This is a genomic window from Nakamurella antarctica (genome assembly GCF_003860405.1).
In the GTDB taxonomy this organism is placed as follows: Bacteria; Actinomycetota; Actinomycetes; order Mycobacteriales; family Nakamurellaceae; genus Nakamurella; species Nakamurella antarctica.
The window spans coordinates 2,730,793-2,752,302 of sequence record NZ_CP034170.1; the positions used below are offsets into that span (position 1 = coordinate 2,730,793).

Consider the following 21,510-nt stretch of genomic DNA (forward strand, 5'->3'; position numbering starts at 1 on the left):
GAGGGAGAATCTAGCCGGCCTGATGCGAGGGGCCAACGATGTTGACCCCGATTTCTCGGTCAGAGCAACCCAACTTCCGTCATCAGGTCCGTGACGGCAACGCTGTTGAGCGAAGCCGGGTCCACTACTGGCGCTTCGAGGCTGGACAGCGGTTTGAGCGCCTTGTTCGTCTCAGACGTGATGTCTGCCAACGGGTATTCCAGCACGTTGTTCGCCACGATCTCCTGGCCCTTTTTACTGGTCAAGAATTTCAGGAACTTTTGGGCCAGCTCCTTCTTGTCGCTGGAGGCCAGCACTCCGGCCCCGGAAACACTGACGAAGGCTCCCGGGTCTTGGTTACCAAAGAAGTGCAGCGCGGTGTTCGAACTGTTTTCTTTCGTCTTCGCTTGATCGCCGTACCAGTAGTAGTGGTAGATCACGCCGCCGTCGACTTCGCCGGCGTTGACCGCTTTCATGACGGTCGAATTGCCCTTGTAAATCGCAGCGTCGTTCTTCATCGCGGTCAACCACGTTTTAGTAGCGTCGGCGCCCTTCAATTCATATAGCGCGCTAATGATGGCTTGGAAGTCGGCGCCACTGGGCGATGCGGCCCAACGGCCCTTCCACGCCGGGTCGGCGAGATCGATGAGGGACTTGGGCAGCTGCGCCTGCGTGAGCTTCGAGGTGTTGTAGACGAAAACAGTTGACCGGGCGGCAACTCCCACCCACTTACCGGTACTTGGCGAATACTGGGCCGGGATCTGCGAGGTGGTGCCTGGATCTACCGGTGCGAACAGGCCGGCCTGCTCCACGAGGTTCATCCCTGGCGAGTTTTCGGTGATGAACACGTCGGCAGGCGAGTCTGCACCTTCGGCAACTATCTGGTTCGCCATCTCCAAGTCGCTGCCGTTGCGCAACTGGACCTTGACGCCACCGTTTTCTTTACTGAACTCGTCGGCCCACGCTTGGGTCAGGTTCTCATGCTGCGCGTTGTAAATCACGAGCGCTGACGGGTCCAGAGGCTGTTCTTCGTCGGTCGGCGCTGCGCCACTGGCCGTAGGTGCATTCGAAGTGTTTGATCCAGAACCGCCCTGGGCAGCCGGGGTGGATGTGGAGCCGCACGCTGCGAGCACGACCAAGGCAGTGATGCTGGAAGTGACCAGCACCAGATGACGTTTGGTGAACATTAGAAGATTTCCTCTTTCGATCCAACGACGGCGCTAGCCGTGAAATGTGTGTAGCTTCGAATTGCAGCCAGGCAACCTTGCAGTTTCTGACGGGCTTAGGTACTGAGGTAAGGCTACCCTTTGCAAGACGTGGTCGGCAATCAAAACTGAGAGCAACCTGAGTGATTGGCGTTACAGCAAGCGCTCCCCCACCGCACCAGGGATACTTGCTACAGGTAGGGCTAGCCTTTCAACGGGGGAAATCGTGCGCATTTTAGTAGTCGAAGACGAGCCCTTATTGGCCAAAACCATTGAGCGGGGCTTACGTGCCGAGGGCTTTGTGGTGGAGCTCGCCGCCGACGGCGAGGTAGGGCTCGAAATGGCCCTGGTAGGGGCGTTTGACGTCATCGTGCTCGACATCATGCTGCCAAAGCTGAACGGATACAACGTTCTGCGCGGTCTCCGCAAAGCCGAGGTGTGGTCGGCCGTCCTCATGCTGACGGCGAAGGACGGGGAGTACGACCAAACCGACGCATTCGATTTCGGCGCCGACGATTACTTGACGAAGCCATTCTCGTTCCCCATTTTGCTGGCGCGGCTTCGCGCGCTGGCACGCCGAGGCGCCCCTGCACGCCCGACTGTGTTGACTGCGGGCGAATTGACGTTGGACCCTTCTCGCCATCTCGTGACCAAGCGGGGAGAGGTAGTAGCGGTGACTCCGCGCGAGTTCGGGGTGCTGGAATTCCTGATCCGGCACCAAGATTCGGTAGTGACGAAAAATGCTTTGCTGCAGGGCGTCTGGGACGCGAACTACGAGGGCGACGACAATGTTGTAGAGGTGTACATCGGCTATTTAAGACGCAAAATTGATGTGCCGTTCGATACCAAAACCATTGAAACAGTGCGCGGTGTCGGTTACCGACTCTTGGGTTGAACCAAGGTTAGCTACCGGCTGGTTGGTTGCGTACGGGGCAGCAACAGTGTGACTTTCGCGCCGCCCCATTCGGATTCGTCGATCACCACGCGGCCATGGTGAGCGGCGACGATCTCCTGGGTAATGGCCAGTCCCAGCCCCGTCCCGCCGCCGCTGCGCGCCCGGTCATCATCCAAGCGTACGAAGCGAGCCAAGGCGCGCTCTCGGTCGACGGTTGCGATACCAGGGCCATCGTCGCTGACGCTGACTGCTACGTGCTCAGCTAGTTCTTCGACGACGATGTGAACGCGAGACCTACTGTGGCGCAGCGCATTATCCGAAATATTGCGGATCGCTCGGGTCAGTTGGGACGCATCGCCGACAACCTGCACTGCAGCGATGCTATGCGTAATGGCCACCGCCGGCGCATCAGGACCGCGGTGGTGCACATCTTTGATGCGACGAAGTTCGGAATGCAACAGGTCGTCGATATCGACGTCGGCGAAACGGGGATGTAGACCACGTTCGTCCGCGCTGGCGAGCAAAAGAAGGTCAGATACCAACTGTTGCATTCGCCGTGCCTCCGGCAAAAGCGTGCCGGCAACCATCTCTTTATCCAACAGTGCAGGCCGGTATTGCACCAGTTCAAGCCCTGCCACGATGGTCGACAGCGGACTCCTGAGCTCATGCGAGGCATCACCGACAAACCTGCGCTGAGCCAGCTGCCCGGACTCCAACCGCGCCAACATATCGTTCATTGTTGTTGCTAATTGGGCTATCTCATCCGATGCAGCCGGCACCGGCACGCGTTCGGAAAGGTCGGCGCTGCTGATCTCCGAGACACGTCGGCGAATCGATTCGACCGGCCGCAATGATCGCCCCACCAACCAAAAGTTCGCCACGCCCGTCACGGCGAGTATCAGTGGGATTCCACCCACCAGAAACAGTGCGACGGTGTGCAGCACGGATTCCGTGGCTTCTTGGGACGAGCCGACGATGACGACGTAATTCCCGTCAATTCCAGCGGCCCCTTGGGCGACGACCAAAAATCTACCGAGGTCATCCCCCAGTTCGGTTCGGCCGGCATCAACGTACTCGCCGACGCTGGGCCGCTCGGGCGTCATGGGAATGGCTGGCGCCCCTGCTGATGCTTGGACGATGGCTCCCGAGCTGTCCAGGATCTGGGTGAGAAGGGTGTTCCCGTCGTTGGCCAGCAGTATCTGATCCAGCTGCGCTGCGGGTTCGGTGCGTAGAGCCGCCACCAGTTGTTGCGTCCGTGTTTGGGCGTCAGCTCGTCCGGCATTTTCCAGCGAGTGTTTAAGCAGAAACAGGAGCAGTCCGGATGCTGCCACCAACGCAAAACCCACGACAACGACGGAGGCAAACGCCGAGCGGAGTCGAACATTCCACCGCTCGGGGTTCAGTTCCACCCGCATTCAGCGCCTGCCTCTCGCTCGCTACGTTCGCTACAAATGCCGAGGTTCGCCTCCGCCGACGATGTCGATCCAACCAGACAAACTGTCAGCACAGGAGATGCGACAACGAATGTCGTAGTCGGCTAGTTATCGCCCTGGTTTTCGACGCTGCCCTGGTTTTCGACGCTGCCCTGGTTATCGCCGCTGCCCTGGTTGTCGACGCTGCCCTGATTACTGTCACTGCCCTGGTTGTCGCCGCGTTCGGACTGCGAGGACTCCCTGGAGTCCCCGTGGCCGCCTTCGCCCTCCGCTACCAGCGCGAGTGTGCCTGCGCCAATACCTACCCCGATGATGAGGGTTACAACGAGTTGGGTGGCACGATGCCGGACGAAACCTCCTACCCGGGTGGCCGTTTTCCCCCGGACCTTTTCCGGCGAGCCGGCCACAGGGGCAGGGTCATCCACAGCCGCACTGCCGCCGGTCGCGAAGGCTCCGCTTGTCTGAGGCTCCGACGCCTGCGCAGCGGGCACTTCTTCGGCTACTTCAGGGTGCACCGCATTCACGTCTTGGTGGTACTGCTGTGATGCCGAACGGTCGTCCATGGGTGATGAGGAATCTGGGGTCGTCATGTGGCTCCTTAATTGATGAAGTGCGAACAACCCAAGCCTGGCAAGCCAACTTCAGGGCTGGGTCAGAGTTCTTCGGTGAAAAGACCTAATTTGCAGGATGTTTGGGGTGAGCATCTTGCCAGCGCACGAGCAGGGGCGCCGATAAAATCCACAGTGCGGTCGTGAAGAGCAACAACGCGGCACCTAATGTGATCGACCCAGCGAGGTCGCTCAGCCAGTGCACTCCGAGGTACAGGCGGTCCCACGCAACAACGAGCATTGCGACAACAGCAACGACAGCGGTGAGCACTGTGGTGCGAACACTTCGTGCCGAGGAGATCAGTACCAGGGCGATGCTTCCGTACACCATCACCGCGCCTGTCATGTGACCCGAGGGAAACGATCCGTTGGTCTCGAGAACGAGTTGAGTGGCTAGCGGCGGCCGGACCCTGCTCACCATAGCCTTCGCGACCACGATGCCGAACCCTGCGACGCCGAGGGTCACCATGATGTAGGCGGCATTGACCCATTGCCGACGGCGCCACCAGAGCCAGGCGGCGAATAGTGTGGCCGTGAGCGCGGCGCCGACCGGATCGGCAATCAGCGAGATCAGCCGAGCGAGCACCGTCAGAAAGTCATGACGGGCTGAGACGAACCACGTCAAAGTTGGTTGATCGAGGCTGCCGGTGGGTCCGCTGACGGACACCGAAGTCGCAAGAACCACAAAAGCAATCAGCGGGACAACCGCGACACCGACAAGAATCCCAGCCCTGCGGTAAGCGGGATCGTGATGAAGGCGGGGCCTCTCCCGCTGGATCATATTCATGACCACATCATGAACTTTTGATGCTGAAGGGAAGCTGAGAACTTCGGGAGCTGCTGGCCAACCGGCTATCGCGCCGGCTGGCGAAGGCGCTGCCGAATCAGGTGTGCCAACACAGGTAGGACGGAGACTGCAACGATCGAAACAAGAATCAACTCGATGTGGTCTCGAACAAACGGCACGCCGCCCAGCGAATATCCCAGCAGCGTCACTCCCGTACCCCAGAGGACACCGCCAAGGAGGTTGTAGATCACAAAGGTGCGGGGGCGCATTCCGGACGCGCCGGCGACCGTCGGGGTGAAGGTGCGCACGATGGGGACAAAGCGGGCCAGCGCAACGGTTCTCGCCCCGTACTTCTCGAAGAACGCCTGCGCCTTTTCCACATGGCTTCGGCGGAAAAACTTCGAGTCCTCGCGCTTGTACAGGCTCGGCCCTGCCCGACGTCCGATCTGGTAGCCAACCTGATCTCCGAGTACCGCCGCCACCGGAATAGTCACGAGGAGCAGCCATAACGGTGCAAATGGCGCGGCCCCGGCGGCGAGAAGTCCAGCAGTGAAGAGCAACGAGTCGCCCGGCAGAAAGAAGCCGAGCAGTAGTGCGGTTTCAGCGAAGACAATTATTAAGACTCCGAGGAGACCAAAGGCCCCTAGCAAAGTAGTGGAATCCATGAAGGCGGGCAGGGCAGCAGTCGTCATCGGCGGAAGCCGGACTTGACTGGTCCACTGCGTGCAACACGCACGAGCTCGCACGAACATACTGCCTGCGCTATAACAACTCTCGAATCGGGTGTGGCCATATTTTGATCCATGTACCCCAGTATGACGAGTGATTACTGTGGGGACGCTGAGATTTAATGCTGTCCGTCGAACATGAGTAGCCGCACATCTTCGCTCAGGAACATCTCAGGTCTAGTCCGCCACAGTTGTTGCCAGGAGCCACATTCGGTGGTTTCACGGAAGGGACAGACCATGAAGCTCAACAGGAAGATTGTTTTCCCACTGCTGGCAGCATCCGCCATTGCTCTGGGCGGGTCCGGTATTGCCGTAGCTAATGCGGCATCCGCTCCAGAAACCGGGAACGTTCAAGACGCACCAGGCGCCGCCGACACCCCCGAAGCAGGCGACACCCCCGACGCACCAGGCGCCGTTGACACCCCCGAAGCAGGCGACACCCCCGACGCACCAGGCGCCGCCGACACCCCCGAAGCAGGCGACACCCCCGACGCACCAGGCGCCGCCGACGCACCAGGCGCCGCCGACACCCCCGAAGCAGGCGACACCCCCGACGCACCAGGCGCCGCCGACACCGCCGGCAACTGATCTGGGCCGCAGAGCCGGCTCACACGGAACCAGTCCTTGCCATTGAGCGGGGTGCTCGAACGATACGTTCGAGCACCCCGCTTTCTCTGTATGGACCGGCGCTTGATTTCAGTGCCGATCCGGCGGTTGACCACCGCTGAGAAAGAGTGGCAGCCGCGGCAGCGAGGGCGAACGCGGCGACGATGCCCCCGAGAAGCCTCCCTCTGGTGCGACCCTCGCCGATTCTGATAGCGCCGCTCCCGGCGTCAGGACCGAAGCTTGCGCAGCAGAACTGAGCCTTGCCGTGGGCTGAAGTCCGGGAGGTAAGACTTTGTAATGGCATTGGCGATTCCGGGGAGCGCTGCTGATTCGGGGTAGGCCATCCAAAGCGGCTGATACGTGGGCTGAAACTTTGCTTTGAAGTCCAGTAACGACCGGAATCCGTACACCGGCTCCAGGATTCGACCGAGCATGTCGAGGAGTCGTTGAACCGAGTCCGGATTATCGCCGCGGTCGATACGGGCTAAGGGCGCTCCCGAGAGGCTCAGAAATTCAGCTCCTTCGTCGCGGAATTGCAGAGCAGCTGTCGCTATCAGGTATTCCATAACACCGGAAAAGCCGGTAGTTCGACGGCGCATGAAATCCAGTGTCCAGCCAACTATTTCCTCGTCGCGGTACACGGGCAAAAAGCTGGTGATCCCGTGCACCGTGTGATCGCCGTCAATGGCAACGAGGCACCGCACCTCAGGGTCATCCAACTCGTCCAGACCGCCAAGGGTGAAACCCATTTCCGGCAAACCTTTGTCGGCTACCCATTCCTCGGAGATGGCCTTGATTTGCTCAGTGACGTGAAGCGGGGTGTTCGGGTAGGCCCACCACTGAGCGGTGATGCCGGTTTTGGAAGCCTTGTTCAAAGCCGTCCGGATGTCCTGCCACTTCTTGCCAGTGAATGCGAGATCCGGCAGGTGCAGCATCGTTTCCTCGGCGACCTGCACGGCCCGCCAGGCCAACTGGGTTTCGGCAACCGATTTGACGTCATCATCGATGCTGTAAAGGCAGGGCGTGATGCCCTGATCCGCGCAGAACTCGGCAAATGCAACTACTGCCGCTGGTCGCTCCTGCCGCGCGCCGACCGGGCCGGTAACGCTCACTGCCACCGTTCCCACGAGCCGGTAGGCGACGAAGGCTTGCCTATCAGAGGTGAAAAAGTAGCTGTTCCCCGGCCATAGCGTCATGTAGGCCAGCGAGGACCCGCCGTGTTTCTTGAGCAGGGATCGGGCGCGCGCAATGTCCGTCGCTGGATCCGCAGGCCGGTTCCGCCGGAACGACACCATGAGCGCCCCCGCCAGTACTGCGAGGAACAACACTCCCGTCCACTCGGACAGTAGGGTGGCGATAGGCCCACTAGGCAAGAACGGGAGCTCGATTTCTCCGAGGTAGCCCGGGGGAACCAACCGAATGGGGAACAACCCGATCAATTGCCAGATAGTCGGAGCCTGATCAAATTGGCCGCGTGCTGCATAGCCACCGACAACATAGATGGCACACAGTAAAAGCAGTGTTCCGCCCGCCAACAAACCCAGTCTGCGGTAGGTGCCGGTGGGCGCGCGCACAGTAAACGAAGTGCGGGTTGCCACGAGAAGTCCGGCCACCACAAGCGGCAGGGTGAGCGGGAGCAGAATCGCCAGCAGGGTCTGAGTAGCGCCAAGCCCGCCAAAAACTACCAACTGTTCGCGGGGCGTGCCAAACAGCTCAGTAGCCAAAAGGACGGCCATTGCCGCCAGAGCCAGATTTACCACCAGTGCTGCCCACCAAGCAGCTCGCCTGCCCCGACGCAAGCCTGCAGCGCTAACCACCAGGAGGATCACTGGCATCAGCGCCATAATCGCGGGACCAAAACCGGACAGTCGAAGTTGTGCGCGGAGAGTGCGGCAATCGTCCAGCGTGGTGGGGTCGAGGCAGATTTGCTGCACCGCACTTGCATCCGGTGGCGTAGTAAGCAGCAAATACCGAAGCACGGAAAGGGGCCCGATGGGCGTATCTGATAGCGCTGCGATCACCGGCCCCACTGCCGTGCCTGCAACGATCAGTGCGACCAAAACGCGCCGCTCAGATTGAGAGGTGCGCACACCTGCAGCCCGCGGGGATCGTCCGAGGAGAAGCGGACCAGCCACGAGCCCGACGAGGCCCGCTGCGAGGCGGAGCACGTCCAGCAGGGTCCCCGAATAGGCAACCAGAAGCAACAACGCCATCAACGTCAGCAAACGCACTCGCCTACGCCACAGTGCCGAGAGCCTGCTCGTCATCGCCAATCCGACCCCCACAGCGGCGGGGCTGGCGCCGACGGTAACAACCGTCGTCAGCTGTTCGGTCCATTCGTCCCCCGCGCGCGAGGCGAGGTAGACGATTGCGGAACCTGCGAGTGTGCCAGTGATGTGGGTGAGCAGCAGAAGCGAGAAAGTTTTTGCCACCCCGAATCGGTGTTCAGCGGGAGCAACAAATGCGAACAGCAGAAGGGTGCTGAAAATGTATGACGTCAGGTCGTCGCACCACAGCAGTGAGCTCGCGGGAGTCCACCAAAGCCCAGCGCCTAAGCTGCCCGGTCCCACTCCCACAGATGACAGCAGCGATGCGGGTGGACCGTTGAGAAGGCTGCCGGAGATAATTCCCACGACCCACAGCAACACCACAAATGCAAGGGTGAACGGGGCGCGCCGCAGGAGGGCCTTGGCTTGATTCGCTGCTTCTGTCAGGCGCGGTATCCACTTTTGATAGCGAATGTATTCGTCGGATTTTGCAGCGTTGCTCACCACGCGAGTTTACTCGAAACTCGGCGTGCTCCCTCGCGCCTTGGGAGGTGCCGGGTGGGGTTGGCTAGGGTGATGGCATGGCAACTGTACTGGTGGTCGAGGATGACGAGACAATCGGACAGACCCTGATTTCGAGCTTGCGGATCCACGGCCATACTGCGCAATGGTGCACAACAGGTTCTGCTGCAATCGATTCCGCCAAAAATCAGCCATTCGATCTGGCGTTGCTTGATCTGGGCTTGCCGGACATGGACGGTATCGACGTATGTCGGCGCTTGCGGGCGGCACTGCCGGTGTGCGTCTTGGTAGTACTGACCGCGAGGGCCGACGAGATCGACGTGCTGGTCGGGTTGGAGGCCGGCGCGGACGACTATCTGACGAAGCCGTTTCGGCTCGCAGAGCTGTTGGCCCGAGTACAGGCGCACCTGCGCCGTGGGCCCGCTACACCCTCGGCCAGCACCAGCGCAACAAGCCCATTCGGATTGGATGAGTTGCAGATCGATACTGCGGCTCGAAGGGCCTACCTCGGCGATTCCGAGATGGTTTTGCGAGCAAAAGAATTCGACCTGCTCTCGAGGCTGGCAGCCGATCCGGGTGTAGCAATCACCCGCTCGACGTTGATGGCAGAGGTCTGGGATCAGAACTGGTACGGCTCGACCAAAACATTGGACGTCCATATCGCTGCCCTGCGACGCAAACTTGCGGCCGCAGCCGCAGCGAGCGGATGCCGAGCTCCGGAAATCGTGACTCTGCGCGGGCACGGTTTTCGCTTGGAACCTTCCGTGGCGGTTGACGACTCGATGTAAGCACCAGTCCCGAGCGGCCGCCTTGTATCTCACTGCTACCAGCCCACTCCTGGGGCGTGTTCTGGACATCGTCACAACTCCCGAAGTATTCCGACGGCCGGCCGACTCGCAGCTCGAGTGGCACCTACAGCGACGACGGCAAGTGCGACAATGGTTACCGCTACAACGATTCCGAGGTAGCCCCAGGGAACGGCGATCGTCGAGGGGGGCGGGTCAAACACCCCAGTGAGCACGGTGACGAGCATGACGGAAAGACCAGTGCCCGCCAAAGCTCCCGCTGCCAGCCCAACGATGGCAAGCACCACGGCATCGCTGCTGATCATTGCTCTGAGGTGTCTGCGACTGGCTCCGAGGGCCGTAGCGATAGCAAACGTACGCCGCCGCTCGGTCAGGCCGAGACCGAGGACAAGCCCGCCAGCAGCGGCAGCAAGCAGGAGCGCAAAACTGAGTTCGACACGGGTCAGTCCGGTCAGGTCCACAGCGGTGAGACTCGATCCGATGGTGTTCCTGGTGCTGGTGATGTCGGTGACGGTGGTGTTCGGACCGAGCTGGCTCTGCAGTTGCTGCGCAACCGCCGATTCGTTCTGCCCGCCGGTATCAACTAGAAAAGTGCCCGGGGCATCGCTCCCGGTCTGGGCGGTGATGTAGGAGGAGTTTGCGACGAAGAAACTGTCCTTCGGGGCGGTGGGGAATTCACTGACCACTCCCACGTAGTGAAACGGCACAGCGGTCAGTTGGTTAGTCCTTCCGTCAACCAGCCTCAGGTTGATCTGATCACCCACCTGCAGTTGATAGTCTTTGACGGTCTCAGCCGAAACAAGGATGGAATCCGGTTGCGTAGCAAGAGTTTTCATCAAATCGGAAGCGGTGCCACCGGAAAAATACGTGTCCTGAAGAGCGGTTGCCGCAGTGATCGTACCCGGACGAATACCGTAGAGATCTTGCAGGTCGGTGCCGATGTAAGCGAAGCGATGCTGCACCGGTTCTACGGCCCGGACACCGGAAGCAGCCCCGATTGCGCCCAGCTGGGCGGCAGCCAATTGTGTCCCAGGGGCCAATGTGACGGTCACATCGGCGCCGTTAGTCAGCTGCGCGTCTGCCTCTGCTTGTTGGGCATACGTTGCGTTAAAAGTGGCAGTGGATGCGGCGAATGCAATGGCGAGGGCAAGCAGCACAATCGCCCTCACCAACGGGCGGCGTTGCCGAGACATCCCGGCCGCGACCGGGCTGGACAACCCACGGGTCAAAGGGCGAAGGAGCAGCTGCAGCAGCGGCCGGCCACGTCCGAGCAGAAGATCCGCCAATCGCCAGATGAGCAAACCAGCGCCGACCCACAAGAGCGCGGGTCCAGCAAGCGCCCAATAAGACACCGCAATGGTGGGGACGCCTTCGGGGCGAGGACCAGTTGGTAGTTGGTGCCGCTGGTGGCGGTAAAGACCAAGCCCGCCATAATCAGTAGGATCGCGTCCAAACCGTACCGCGCCCACGTTGGGTAGACCTGTGCTGCAATGGTCGCTCGGCCCGAAGATACGGTGGCCCTGCGTAAGTCGCGCCTGGCAGGGACCAGTATCGTAGCGGCAGCAATGGCCATTCCAGCAGCGGCAGAAGCACCCGCCCAGATCACTGCAGCACTCGACGTTGTACCGAAACTGGCCGTACCAAAAGCGATTTGGCCAACGAGCGCAGCCCCCGTCAACCCGAGGGCCGAGCCGAGAAGCCCAGTCGCAAGTGCCTCGGCACCGGCAAGCCGGGTAAGCTGCGCGGCGGATGCACCACGCGTGCGGAGTAGCGCCTGCTCACTGCGGCGGCGCGTGGCGGCGGATGAAGCAATGGTTGCCGTGAGCAAAGCGGCCAACACTGCACCCGGCAAACCGAGGAATCCAAACAGCGCCAGCGCATAGGCTGCATCGGCGCGGGCCGCGTCCAGCGCAGCGCCAAGATTGTTCCCGACGGTGGCGCCGCCCGTGGTAGTGGCCTCGAAATTATGCGCCGCAGCAGTCACGTCGGTGTAGGCGGCGGCCGGGTCGGCGGGGAGCTGATGGGCGAGTTGGACGTGGATCTGAGTGGTGACAAGGTCCGGGCGGGCTGTGGCAAGCGAATCGAATATTTTGTGCCACACCGAGGTGGGCACCAACAGCACGTTGTCCGGAGGGGCTGTTCGCTGGGCACCAGCAGGGGCGCCAATTTTCCTGAACAAGCTGTCCGCCTGGGGCAGGTCTACGATCCCGTCAACGGTCACGGTAACCGGCGCTAGGCCAGTGCGGCCGAGGGTGATGCTATCGCCTGGGGCGGCATGCAGGTTTGCGGCAGTCTGCTGCGCCAGTAAAACGCCTGTTTCGGCGCCCGCAAGGGTGCGAATCTCGGTGGGGAATAGTGCGCGATATTCGGTAGGAATCCCTAGAACTACTGCGGCACCTGTGGTTTGGGTGCTGGTACCGGTAGTGCTCGACAAGCCGCTACTGGCGCCGAACCCCACGGTTGCACTCCCTGTGATGCCGGCGGTGCCGCGCACTGCATCGGCGATCATGGTGGGGTCAGTGCCTGGCTGAATCTGAACCTGCCAATCAATGCCGACCCCACGAACAGCTCTGTCGGTCATAGTGGCCTGAGAGTGAGCAAGGAAGGCACCCAAAGACGCAAGCAACGCCACTGCAACCGAGATCCCAGCCGCCGCTGAGAGAAGCCGACCTGGGCGGCGGCGAAGCAGTCCCTGCATCCAGAGAATGATCACAACAGACCTCCAGGAGTTGGGATGGTTGTAGCTGGCGCGAGCATGCGGCCATCCCGCATTCTCCATATTTCGGGCAGTCGAGCAGCGACGACCGGATCATGCGTGGAGACCACTAGGCCGGCACCAAGCTCGTCGGCAGCCTGCAGGAGTAGGTCCATGACCAACGAAGCGGCGTGATGATCGAGTTGTCCCGTGGGTTCGTCTGCCAGAATCAGCGATGGATTGGCCGCGATAACCCGCGCGACTGCCACCCGTTGCGACTGTCCGCCGGACAATTCCTGGGGAAGCTTGGCAGCGAGATCAGCGATCCTGAGGCGCTGCAGGGCGGCGAGGGCTAACTCGCGTGCGTCCAAGTCGGAAGTACCAGCCAGCAGGAGTGGAAACGCAACATTCTCCATGGCGTCTAGGGCCGGAAGCAGGCTAGGACCCTGAAAAACGATGCCGATTCGGCCGGGGCGAGCGAGTGGACGTCCGCCCAGGCCAGGCCACTCCATCACCCCGGCGGTTGCAATCTCCAGCCCGGCCATCAAATGCAGCAGAGTGGATTTACCAGACCCCGAGGGTCCGGTAATCGCTACTCGCGTGGAAGTGGTGACCAGACAGCTGATGTCTGTGACGGCTTCAACCGCGGTTACCCCGGTGCCGTAGGTGTGCGCCACCTTGGAGCAGCACACCAAGACATCTGGCTCATTCTGCGGGCTCGCTTCAGGTTCCGTGGACGGAAGTGCAGCGTTCACCGGACAACCTCGCCGTCACTGAGGGTGATGACCCGATCCGCAGCAGCTGCAACAGCGGGGCTATGGCTAGCCACGAGGATGGCCACGCCTGTACCGGAGAGATCGGTTAACAATTCGAGCACTTGGGATTCTGTGTGGGCATCAAGCTCGCCAGTGGGTTCGTCGGCCAACAGGACCACCGGGTTGTTGGCGAGCGCAACGGCCAGTCCAGCTCGGGCGAGTTCCCCACCTGAAAGCTCGCCAGGGTAGGCGGCAGCCCGGCTGCGAAGACTCAACCCGGCCAACAGTTCAGCGATGTCGCGCCTCACCGCGTGGTCGGAAAGACGTTGTGCGATCTCGATGTTCCCGGTGACTGTCAGATGGGGAAGCAGGTTGCCAGCTTGGAGCAGCACTCCGATCATGCGACCCCGCAGCCTGGCTCGCGCCTGTTCACTCTGGTGGCTCAGCCGTTGACCATGGACGAAGACAGCGCCACCGTCAGGCTCGTCCAATCCGGCGAGTAACGACAATAAAGTTGACTTGCCCGAGCCTGACGGCCCGACGACGGCCACCATTTCGCCAGCGGCCACACCGAGTGACACACCTCGCAGCGCAAGAGTTTCTTCATTTCCGGCGCGAAAAAACCGGTAGAGGGACTCGGCCTCCAGCGCATCTCGCGAGATTCTTCCACTCGCATCGGAAGGGTTGACGGCGACGCTGCCGTGCAAGGCTTGGGCGTTCATCGTGAGAATCGGAAAGAGTCTGTGACTGTGCGCCACGGATCGACGTTGTCAGACCCCAGCGGCGCAGACAGCGTGAGTGCCACTGTTTTTCCACTGCTAAAGAACTCGTACCGTTGGATGTCCTGAGCGACGACCTTCCCGGTCACCGCGTTCGCGGCGGAGTCTGCTTGATAGGTAATCAGGACAGCCGGACCGGCTTTGCGCTGTTCGAGGGTCACTTTCCCTGGTGTGAAACCTGTTGCTGCTGAACTGATCGAGGTCAGTTCAGACTCGCCGGATTGAACTGTCGGGGCTGCAGCCGCAGCCGTTGTATCAATCCGAATGCTGTTGTACTTGTCGCTGAACAGCGTTGACGCACCACCGTTTTGGGTTGGGGTGTCGGTTCTCGCCCATCCCTCCGGCACCTTCACGGTGTAGCCGCCCTGAGCAGGGGTGTACTCAACGAATGCCTGAGTATCGGGGATGTCTCCGACGGGGTTGGACTCTGTCGCCGGTGCGGCGCCAGGGGTTACACCTGCGCTGCCAGGTATTCCGGGAGCCAGGGACGACGCCGGCGACTGCGGGGGCTTGCTTGACGCAGAGGCGGTCGCTGGAGCGGCAGCACCGCTGGAGCAGGCCGTCAGGACACCGACCCCGATTAGCAGTGCCATGCCGGTGCGGAAGATCCGATTTCTGACTGTCATAGTTGGCTCCCTGCCGTTGTCATTTTCGTGAGCTCGAGCGCAATTGATCTGTTTCACCGACGGTAGAAGGTGTTCGGACAACTGCGATGTCGGGAATGGTTAACGCACGGCAAAACACCAGCCGGCGCGTGCGAGATAGCTGGTTCAACTTTTGTTTCGTGCACACTGGTTCGAGCACATTACTGCGACCGGCAGCAGTAATTCAGTGGCAGTGAGGGGTGTGAAGTGCGAAAACGAATTGTGCGGCTCACGGTGACACTCGCTGCTGTCACCATTGCGATTTTTGGCGTGCCACTTGCGGTGGGGCTTGCACAGTATTTGGTGACTAACCAGTACAACGATTTGGAGCGGGTAGCCGACTCGGTCGCTCTGGCGGTGTCGGGCGATCTCACCGCCGTACCCGCAGCGACTGGCTCGCCGCTGGTCGCGGTGTACGACAGCGCCGGGGTAAAAGTTAGCGGTAGTGGACCGAATGGTGGGGCGTTGGTCACTGCTGCGTTGAGCGGGGTAAGCAGCCGTGGCAGAGTGGACTCGCGCCTCGGCGTCGCCGTTCCCGTGTCCGACGGCGACGCAATAGTTGGATCCGTATTGGTGACTGAGGAAGGTTCTGCGGTCTACCTGCAGATTGCCCTTCTCTGGTCGTTGATGTGTGCGCTCGCAGCTGCTTCGCTAGCGGTTGCGTGGCTGCTCGCGCGACGCCAGACTCGCAAGTTGGTGGGTCCCTTGCAGTCGTTAACAACGGTTGCCGAGCGACTGGGCTCTGGCGACTTCACGGTGCGCACCATGCCGGTCGGCATAGCCGAAATCGACTCCGTCGGTGAGTCAGTGAACCGTACCGCCGTTCGTCTCGGAGATTTGGTGACCCGCGAACGAGCCTTTTCCGCCGACGCCTCGCACCAGCTGCGCACCCCGCTTACCGGACTACGCCTGCAACTAGAGACTGCGCTGGATCTGCCGGAAGTAAGTTGGCGGACAGCAATTACGGAAGCACTGGTCACCACCGATCGGCTCCAAGCCACCATCGATGAACTTCTCTCCCTAGCCCGGGACGTCTCCGCTCCAACTGACCCGCTGGACGTGGCACTGGCCATACACCAAGTCGGACTCCGGTGGGAGCCGATACTGCTAGCCCGCGGACGTCAGCTACGCATTGTCAACGCCTGCCACCTGCACACGCGCATAGCCCCTGCGGCACTGACCCAAATCCTCGATGTCCTGATAGACAACGCCGAACGACACGGCGCCGGGACTATCACCGTCACCCTCCGCGGCTTTGGCGACTTGATTGCCGTGGACGTCGCCGACGAGGGGCCGCCGCTACTGGCGGACCCGGCTGCCTTGTTCGAACGCCGAAGCCAGCAGGCCGCCGGTCATGGAATTGGACTAGCTCTGGCCCGTCGACTCGCAGAGTCGCAGGGTGGTCGCCTGCGACTGACAGCGTCTGCGCCGCCCACGTTCACGCTCTTGCTTCTGGGAGCAGAGTCCGACAGCTGAAGTGCAAACGCCAGAATGCCTCCTAGCCAAGTACTTTCAGCAACTCCTGCAATGCCGTAGTTTCAGTCACCGGATTGGGGGTAGTCGAGCGGAATTCGCGCAGCACGGTGTCAATCCGCTTGTCCACGACGGTCCACTCGGCCTGATCCTTCGCTTTGAGCAAGGACGCCGCAGCGTCCCACTCGAACTCCAGATCAGCGATCCGGGTGGTGGCCCCGGCTTGATCGCCGGCGGTGAGCATGGTTAATGAATCTTGGGTGATATCGCGGAACACCGAAAGGTCGCCCAACACTGACACTGGAACCCCAGAGCTGGCCGATTGTGCTGCTTCCATTGCTCTTTCGTTATTCAGGGTGTTGGTCCGCAGGTAGTACCCCGACGTGCCAGCAATGACGAATAGGCTCACCACCAGCAACGTCTGCCAGCGACCGCCGCGCTCGACAGTTTCGGTTTCAGGAGCTGCCTGATCGATAGCGGAGACGTCAATCTTTTTGACCGCTAAGTAGGCGACGGTGGCTCCGATGGCGGTGAAAAAAATGACGCTCGTCAGGGGCGCTCCGAGGCCCAGGCCGCCGTGCTTGGCCGGTTGGGACAGGTAGTCGCCGATGGCCGCACCCAGCGGTCTGGTGAGAACGTAGATGATCCAGAACGACAGGATCGAGTGCAATCCAAAACGCCAGGCCACGGCAACAAGAGTGATGATGGACGCCACGATCACACCTGTCAGGGAGTAGCCCAAACCAAGTTTTTCGGCCAGCAGGTCCCCGGTGGCGGTACCCAGCGCAAAGGTGAAAAGGATTGTGAGCCAATAGAATGCCTCGCGGCGGGTGGTGAAGATGGAGTGCATCGACAGCGTTCTTTCAGCCCTGTACCAGGCAAAAAATGTCGCCCCGAGCAGTGTCGCAAATATCAGTGTGCTCGTTTCGAGGGGTAGCCCCGCCTTGTCTGTCAGGTTGTCGGTGACGAGGGTTCCGAAGACACTGACCAGAGCCACCGCCAACCAGTACAGGGCTGGCACATAGCGACGCGACTTGAATTGCAACACCAGCACGACCGCCAGCAGCAGGCCCATCACCACCGAGGTAGCCGACAGCCCAAGGTTTAAGTTCACATTCAGGTAGTCCGCGGCGGTCTCACCGACGGTGGTGCAGAGGATCTTGATGATCCAGAAGTACACGGTAATTTCCGGCACTTTGTTTAAACGCTGCAGGGTCGCAGGTTCGGTAGAAAGACGAGTCACTGTGTTTGTTCCTTTTCATCGAGATGACGGCGACCCGCCAAGGCACACCGCTGGTGCAGATGCCCCATGCCGCACGGAGGGTGAGGTTATCCAGGGCAAGCTGAGATTTTGCTGAGTACGCGCTGCCAGGTTCGCGGTGCAGGGCTGCGAAAAACTCCCGCAGCGAGGCAGGAGCATGATGGGAATAACGCTCGTGCCTCCGGGTCCAACGGACTTGGGGCTTGTCGCGCGGCCCTTATCTGCCGCCCTTTTCGAACCTGGAGTGAAGCTATGGAATCTGACAAGGTATTTGTCGTCATCGGCGGCGGCGAAGCTGGTGGCAAGGCCGTTCAAACCCTGCGCGAAGAGGGATTCGGCGGGAAAATAGTGCTGGTCGCTGCTGAGGACCGCCTCCCCTACGAGCGGCCGCCGCTGTCAAAGTCCTATCTTCAGGGTGAGCCGTACAAGTCCGAAGGGTCGCTCCAGGACGAGCAGTGGTACCAAGACCACGACATTGACCTTCGGCTGGGTTGCCGCGCGGTGTCCGTGAACAGGGCAGACCACGAGGTGCAGCTTGATGACGGGACGAGGCTGGCCTACGACAAACTTCTTATTGCCACCGGTGCGCAGCCTCGCACCCTTGACGTTCCTGGCGCAGACCTTGCTGGCGTGCACTATCTGCGCACGATGAAAGATGCTGATGCACTTGGTAATTCGCTGGAATCAAAGCCGCGAGTCGTCATCGTCGGTGCTGGCTGGATCGGCCTCGAAGTAGCCGCCGTCGCCCGCCAGCGGGGCTGCGACGTCACCGTCATCGAACCGAATGACATCCCGCTGCAGGCATCCATGGGGTCTCGGATCGGCAAGTTTTTTGCGCAGGTGCACCGCGAGCACGGGGTCAGCTTCAGCTTCGGCCAGGGCGTCACGGCCTTCACAGGAACCAGCACGGTGGCTGCGGTCGTGACCGAGGACGGTACTGAAACTCCTGCACACGTAGTGGTTGTCGGGGTCGGAGTGCGCCCAGACGTCGCCCTGGTCGATGCTGATCTGCTCGCAGACGACGGCGGCGTGCTGGTCGATGAGCAGATGCGGACCGCGGACCCGGACGTTTTTGCCGCTGGTGACATCGCCAGCGTCGACAATGCGCTGTACGGCCACCGAATCCGAGTCGAACACTGGGCCAACGCGTTGATGGGCGGCAAGATTGCTGCCCAGTCGATGCTGGGACGCGATTCCGAGTTCGACCCTGCACCGTTCTTCTTCACCGACCAGTACGACCTCGGGATGGAATACGCCGGATGGGTCGACGCTCAGGCCGCGGGCGACCCCGTCATCCGCGGCGATATGGACGCGTCCAGCTTCCACGCATTCTGGCTCACCGACGGCGTCGTGGTGGCAGGCATGCATGTGAACAGCTGGGACGAGGGCATCGCGCCGGTGCAGAAGCTGATCCGCGGCAAGGTCCGGGTCGACCCCACTCGACTTGCGGACACGTCGGTGCCGCTTTCCGACCTGATCCCGAAAGACTGACAGCTGCAACGGGTCCCTGACGGCGCAAATCCCTTAGTGCGACGGGACTCTGCGTGATGCCCCAGCGTCATGCGGTCGCTGGGGCAAAATCAGCGTCCGAGCAAGATGCACCAGCATGGCGCCGAACGTCAGCGTCCACACGCCGAGGGCGATCCAACTCTCGCCAGCCCCGATCGCCTTCACGATGGGAAGGTGGTCGGCCTGGCCGAGAAAATATCCGCCCACGCCGTACATACCGAGCGGGAACACCACGCTCCACAGGGCCGCCTCGTACCTGAGCGGAATGCGGTGGACCAGGTGCCGCCAGATCCCGGCTGCGAGAAGCGGTGGGATCAGCCATGTTCCGAACGCCCAGAAGAGGACAGAGACACCGGCCACGAGGCCACGGGTGGCGGACACGATCGGGGCATCGGCCATCTGCACGATGCGCGCTCCGGCGACCACGGTGATCGCGGTGGCGCCCATCGACACCCAATAGGGCGGGGTCAGGTCGGCCGGACGCAGGTCGTACAGCAGCATCCGCGCGGCCACAAAGATCGCTGCTGCCGCGTACAGGAAGGTGCCGACCGACCAGGAGAATACTGCTAACAAGGCGATCTCGCTCCGCCCTAGGGCAACGGACGGTTCCAGGGTCGCGGCCAACACTGCAATTGATTGGCTGGCTACCACCCAGATAAACCACGTGCCGTTGGCATGCTGCAGCATGGGTCGGCGCGGGTTGGACAGCAAGGCGGTCCACGGCACGACGTAGCCGAGAATGAGCCACGAAACGGCGCCCACTCCCAGCAGCATCAGGGCGGATCTGTGGTGTTGATCGATCGCCAGCCGCGCGCCCAGCACATCGGTCGCTGCCACGAAAGTGAAGAACCCGAACGCTCGGGTCGGGTCTGCGACGTCGGCGCGCACTGCGGCCGCAAAAGCAGCGAGTCGCCAACCGTACGCTGCCACCAGTACGACATATTCGATACCGGTCAGCCAGAGTAGCGCGACCGAGAGCGGTTGCACGCCATGGTCGACCATCGCGATAGACACGATTCCGGTTGCCATCACCAGCGCAAAGTATCCCGGGCTGAGGGTTTCTACAGCCGCCCGAACTCTGCCACCAGGTGCGGTCTCCGCGGGGGTGGGATTTCTCGCGCTCAGCACGATGCGGCCTCGAAAACGTGCAACCGGCCACACTGTGGCTGGAGCGCAGATTCGCCTGCCGGGGGGCGTCTACCGCCCATCGAGACCGCTGGTGCGCGTGCGGTCCAACGTGATCTTCGGCGTCTCGCCCACAATCGCATTGTGGCTGCGGTGCCAGAAGAGGTACTTCGCACTCAGGTTGAGCATCGTGGCAAAACGATTGCGGTTGCCCAGGAGCGAGAAAACGTGCACGACGATCCAGATGATCCAGGCGGGGAAACCCGTCAGGTTGGGGAGTCCCTTCACCTGGGCCACCGCCGCATTACGTCCGATCGTCGCGAGCGTGCCCTTGTCGCGGTAGCGGAACGGCGTGGTTTCTGTTCCGGACAGCGCCGCCTTTACTTGGTTCGCGACATAGGCCCCGCCCTGTTGAGCGGGCTGCGCGAGTTGCGGCAACGCCCTGTCGCCTGGTTCGACCGCAATATCACCCACTGCAAACACGCCGTCGAGTCCATTGACCCGCAAATGGTCGTCGATGACGATGCGCCCACCCCGACCCTGCGGAAGATTCCACTGTGCCACCTGTTCATGCACCGTGACTCCACTGGCCCAGATGACGATGTCGGCGGGCAACTCCACCTCACCTGCTCCTTTCGCATCCCCGAGGATCACGCTGCGCGGGCGCACTTCCTTCACCGAGGTGGACATCCGCAGGTCCACGCCACGTTTTTCGAGCGAGGCATACGCGTAGTCCCGCAGCTTCGGATCGAACGGCTTGATCAGTACAGGTTCTCGCTCGATCAAGGTGATATGCACCCGTCCGGGGGAGATCTCGGGGTAGTTGACGGGCAAGTCGTTGTTACGCATCTCGGCCAACGTCCCCGCTGTCTCCACCCCGGTGGCGCCGCCGCCGACCACCACCACCCGCAGGTCGCGGTCCCGTCCATTGACCACTGCCTCTTCAAGTTCGGCAAACACCTTGTCGCGCAGGGCAAGCGCTTGCGACCGGAGGTAGAGCGGCATCGAGATCTCTGCGGCCCCGGGGATACCGAAAAAATTCGCCGTGACACCGGCCGCAATGATCAGGAAGTCGTAGCCAACTACTTGGCCACCGTCGAGGGCAATCGTCTTAGCCTCGTGATCCATGCTGACGACGGTGCCCTTCAGGAACTCAACGTTGTCTTGGTGGGCGCGGATTGACCGCAGAAACCACGTGATGTCTCCCGGGTTCAAAGTCGCGGTGGCCACCTGATAGAGGAGAGGCTGAAACGTGTTGTAGGTATGGCGATCGATCAGCGTGATGTCGACGTCTGCGCCGCGTAATCCGTGCACCGCAGCCAGCCCGCCGAAACCGCCGCCGACGACAACAACGTGTGGGCGGGCACGCTTCTCGGGAGTGACATCAGGATTGCTCTTATCGGCTCCGTCAGCTGAGACTCTCATGTCACTTC

The 21,510-nt window shown here is 61.4% G+C and carries 19 protein-coding genes; 5 read left to right on the plus strand and 14 right to left on the minus strand.

What is annotated here, in order from left to right; translation table 11 throughout:
- Positions 1-59 precede the first annotated feature (59 nt).
- Positions 60-1,166: an iron ABC transporter substrate-binding protein gene (locus tag EH165_RS12240; RefSeq protein WP_124799693.1), complete on the minus strand. Its 1,107-nt coding sequence runs from the start codon at positions 1,164-1,166 to the stop codon at positions 60-62.
- Between the two features lie 244 nt (positions 1,167-1,410).
- On the opposite strand from EH165_RS12240, the gene EH165_RS12245 reads away from it, so the two are divergent.
- Positions 1,411-2,079, plus strand: a complete 669-nt coding sequence (locus EH165_RS12245; RefSeq protein WP_124799694.1) for a response regulator transcription factor — start codon at positions 1,411-1,413, stop codon at positions 2,077-2,079.
- An 11-nt stretch (positions 2,080-2,090) separates the two neighbouring features.
- On the opposite strand, the gene EH165_RS12250 is transcribed toward EH165_RS12245, so the two are convergent.
- The 4 genes from EH165_RS12250 to EH165_RS12265 form a co-directional block, all read right to left on the minus strand.
- Positions 2,091-3,494: a sensor histidine kinase gene (locus EH165_RS12250; protein WP_124799695.1), complete on the minus strand. Its 1,404-nt coding sequence runs from the start codon at positions 3,492-3,494 to the stop codon at positions 2,091-2,093.
- A gap of 122 nt (positions 3,495-3,616) precedes the next feature.
- Positions 3,617-4,102 (minus strand): hypothetical protein, encoded by a 486-nt coding sequence (locus EH165_RS12255; protein WP_124799696.1) that lies wholly within the window; start codon positions 4,100-4,102, stop codon positions 3,617-3,619.
- A gap of 85 nt (positions 4,103-4,187) precedes the next feature.
- A complete protein-coding gene (locus EH165_RS12260) occupies positions 4,188-4,907 on the minus strand; it encodes a phosphatase PAP2 family protein (RefSeq protein WP_124799697.1) in 720 nt (239 codons plus the stop codon).
- A 65-nt stretch (positions 4,908-4,972) separates the two neighbouring features.
- Positions 4,973-5,599: a DedA family protein gene (locus EH165_RS12265; RefSeq protein ID WP_124799698.1), complete on the minus strand. Its 627-nt coding sequence runs from the start codon at positions 5,597-5,599 to the stop codon at positions 4,973-4,975.
- A 273-nt stretch (positions 5,600-5,872) separates the two neighbouring features.
- On the opposite strand from EH165_RS12265, the gene EH165_RS15485 reads away from it, so the two are divergent.
- Positions 5,873-6,223, plus strand: a complete 351-nt coding sequence (locus EH165_RS15485; protein ID WP_164479210.1) for a hypothetical protein — start codon at positions 5,873-5,875, stop codon at positions 6,221-6,223.
- A gap of 245 nt (positions 6,224-6,468) precedes the next feature.
- Here EH165_RS15485 and EH165_RS12275 read toward each other — a convergent pair whose 3' ends face one another.
- Positions 6,469-9,012: a bifunctional lysylphosphatidylglycerol flippase/synthetase MprF gene (locus EH165_RS12275; RefSeq protein ID WP_164479211.1), complete on the minus strand. Its 2,544-nt coding sequence runs from the start codon at positions 9,010-9,012 to the stop codon at positions 6,469-6,471.
- Between the two features lie 77 nt (positions 9,013-9,089).
- Between EH165_RS12275 and EH165_RS12280 the strand changes: the two genes are divergently transcribed.
- The gene (locus EH165_RS12280) at positions 9,090-9,818 is read left to right on the plus strand and encodes a response regulator transcription factor (protein ID WP_124799701.1); all 729 of its coding nucleotides are present in this window, start codon (positions 9,090-9,092) and stop codon (positions 9,816-9,818) included.
- 71 nt (positions 9,819-9,889) lie between these two features.
- On the opposite strand, the gene EH165_RS15835 is transcribed toward EH165_RS12280, so the two are convergent.
- The 5 genes from EH165_RS15835 to EH165_RS12300 are packed head-to-tail and all read right to left on the minus strand — an operon-like array spanning position 9,890 to position 14,691.
- Entirely contained in the window at positions 9,890-11,122 is a 1,233-nt protein-coding gene (locus EH165_RS15835; RefSeq protein WP_206425943.1) for an ABC transporter permease, read from the minus strand.
- On the minus strand, positions 11,062-12,549 hold the full coding sequence (locus EH165_RS15840) for an FtsX-like permease family protein (RefSeq protein WP_206425944.1): 1,488 nt from the start codon (positions 12,547-12,549) through the stop codon (positions 11,062-11,064). Before EH165_RS15840 ends, EH165_RS15835 begins: the two co-directional genes overlap by 61 nt.
- Positions 12,546-13,286 carry an ABC transporter ATP-binding protein gene (locus EH165_RS12290; RefSeq protein WP_124799702.1) on the minus strand — a complete coding sequence of 247 codons (741 nt, stop codon included), beginning with the start codon at positions 13,284-13,286 and terminating at the stop codon, positions 12,546-12,548. Before EH165_RS12290 ends, EH165_RS15840 begins: the two co-directional genes overlap by 4 nt.
- Positions 13,283-14,008, minus strand: a complete 726-nt coding sequence (locus EH165_RS12295; RefSeq protein ID WP_124799703.1) for an ABC transporter ATP-binding protein — start codon at positions 14,006-14,008, stop codon at positions 13,283-13,285. The genes EH165_RS12290 and EH165_RS12295 overlap by 4 nt, the downstream gene beginning before the upstream one ends.
- Positions 14,005-14,691, minus strand: coding sequence for a hypothetical protein (locus EH165_RS12300; RefSeq protein ID WP_124799704.1), 687 nt, complete (start codon positions 14,689-14,691; stop codon positions 14,005-14,007). Before EH165_RS12300 ends, EH165_RS12295 begins: the two co-directional genes overlap by 4 nt.
- 225 nt (positions 14,692-14,916) lie before the next feature.
- On the opposite strand from EH165_RS12300, the gene EH165_RS12305 reads away from it, so the two are divergent.
- Complete coding sequence (locus EH165_RS12305) at positions 14,917-16,185, plus strand: sensor histidine kinase (RefSeq protein ID WP_124799705.1); 1,269 nt, start codon at positions 14,917-14,919, stop codon at positions 16,183-16,185.
- Positions 16,186-16,207: 22 nt separating this feature from the next.
- On the opposite strand, the gene EH165_RS12310 is transcribed toward EH165_RS12305, so the two are convergent.
- On the minus strand, positions 16,208-17,425 hold the full coding sequence (locus EH165_RS12310; RefSeq protein ID WP_124799706.1) for a COG4705 family protein: 1,218 nt from the start codon (positions 17,423-17,425) through the stop codon (positions 16,208-16,210).
- Between the two features lie 270 nt (positions 17,426-17,695).
- Between EH165_RS12310 and EH165_RS12315 the strand changes: the two genes are divergently transcribed.
- On the plus strand, positions 17,696-18,934 hold the full coding sequence (locus tag EH165_RS12315; protein ID WP_124799707.1) for an NAD(P)/FAD-dependent oxidoreductase: 1,239 nt from the start codon (positions 17,696-17,698) through the stop codon (positions 18,932-18,934).
- A 33-nt stretch (positions 18,935-18,967) separates the two neighbouring features.
- On the opposite strand, the gene EH165_RS12320 is transcribed toward EH165_RS12315, so the two are convergent.
- Entirely contained in the window at positions 18,968-19,981 is a 1,014-nt protein-coding gene (locus tag EH165_RS12320) for a tellurite resistance/C4-dicarboxylate transporter family protein (protein WP_124800503.1), read from the minus strand.
- A 168-nt stretch (positions 19,982-20,149) separates the two neighbouring features.
- On the minus strand, positions 20,150-21,502 hold the full coding sequence (locus tag EH165_RS12325; protein ID WP_124799708.1) for an NAD(P)/FAD-dependent oxidoreductase: 1,353 nt from the start codon (positions 21,500-21,502) through the stop codon (positions 20,150-20,152).
- Positions 21,503-21,510: the final 8 nt, after the last annotated feature.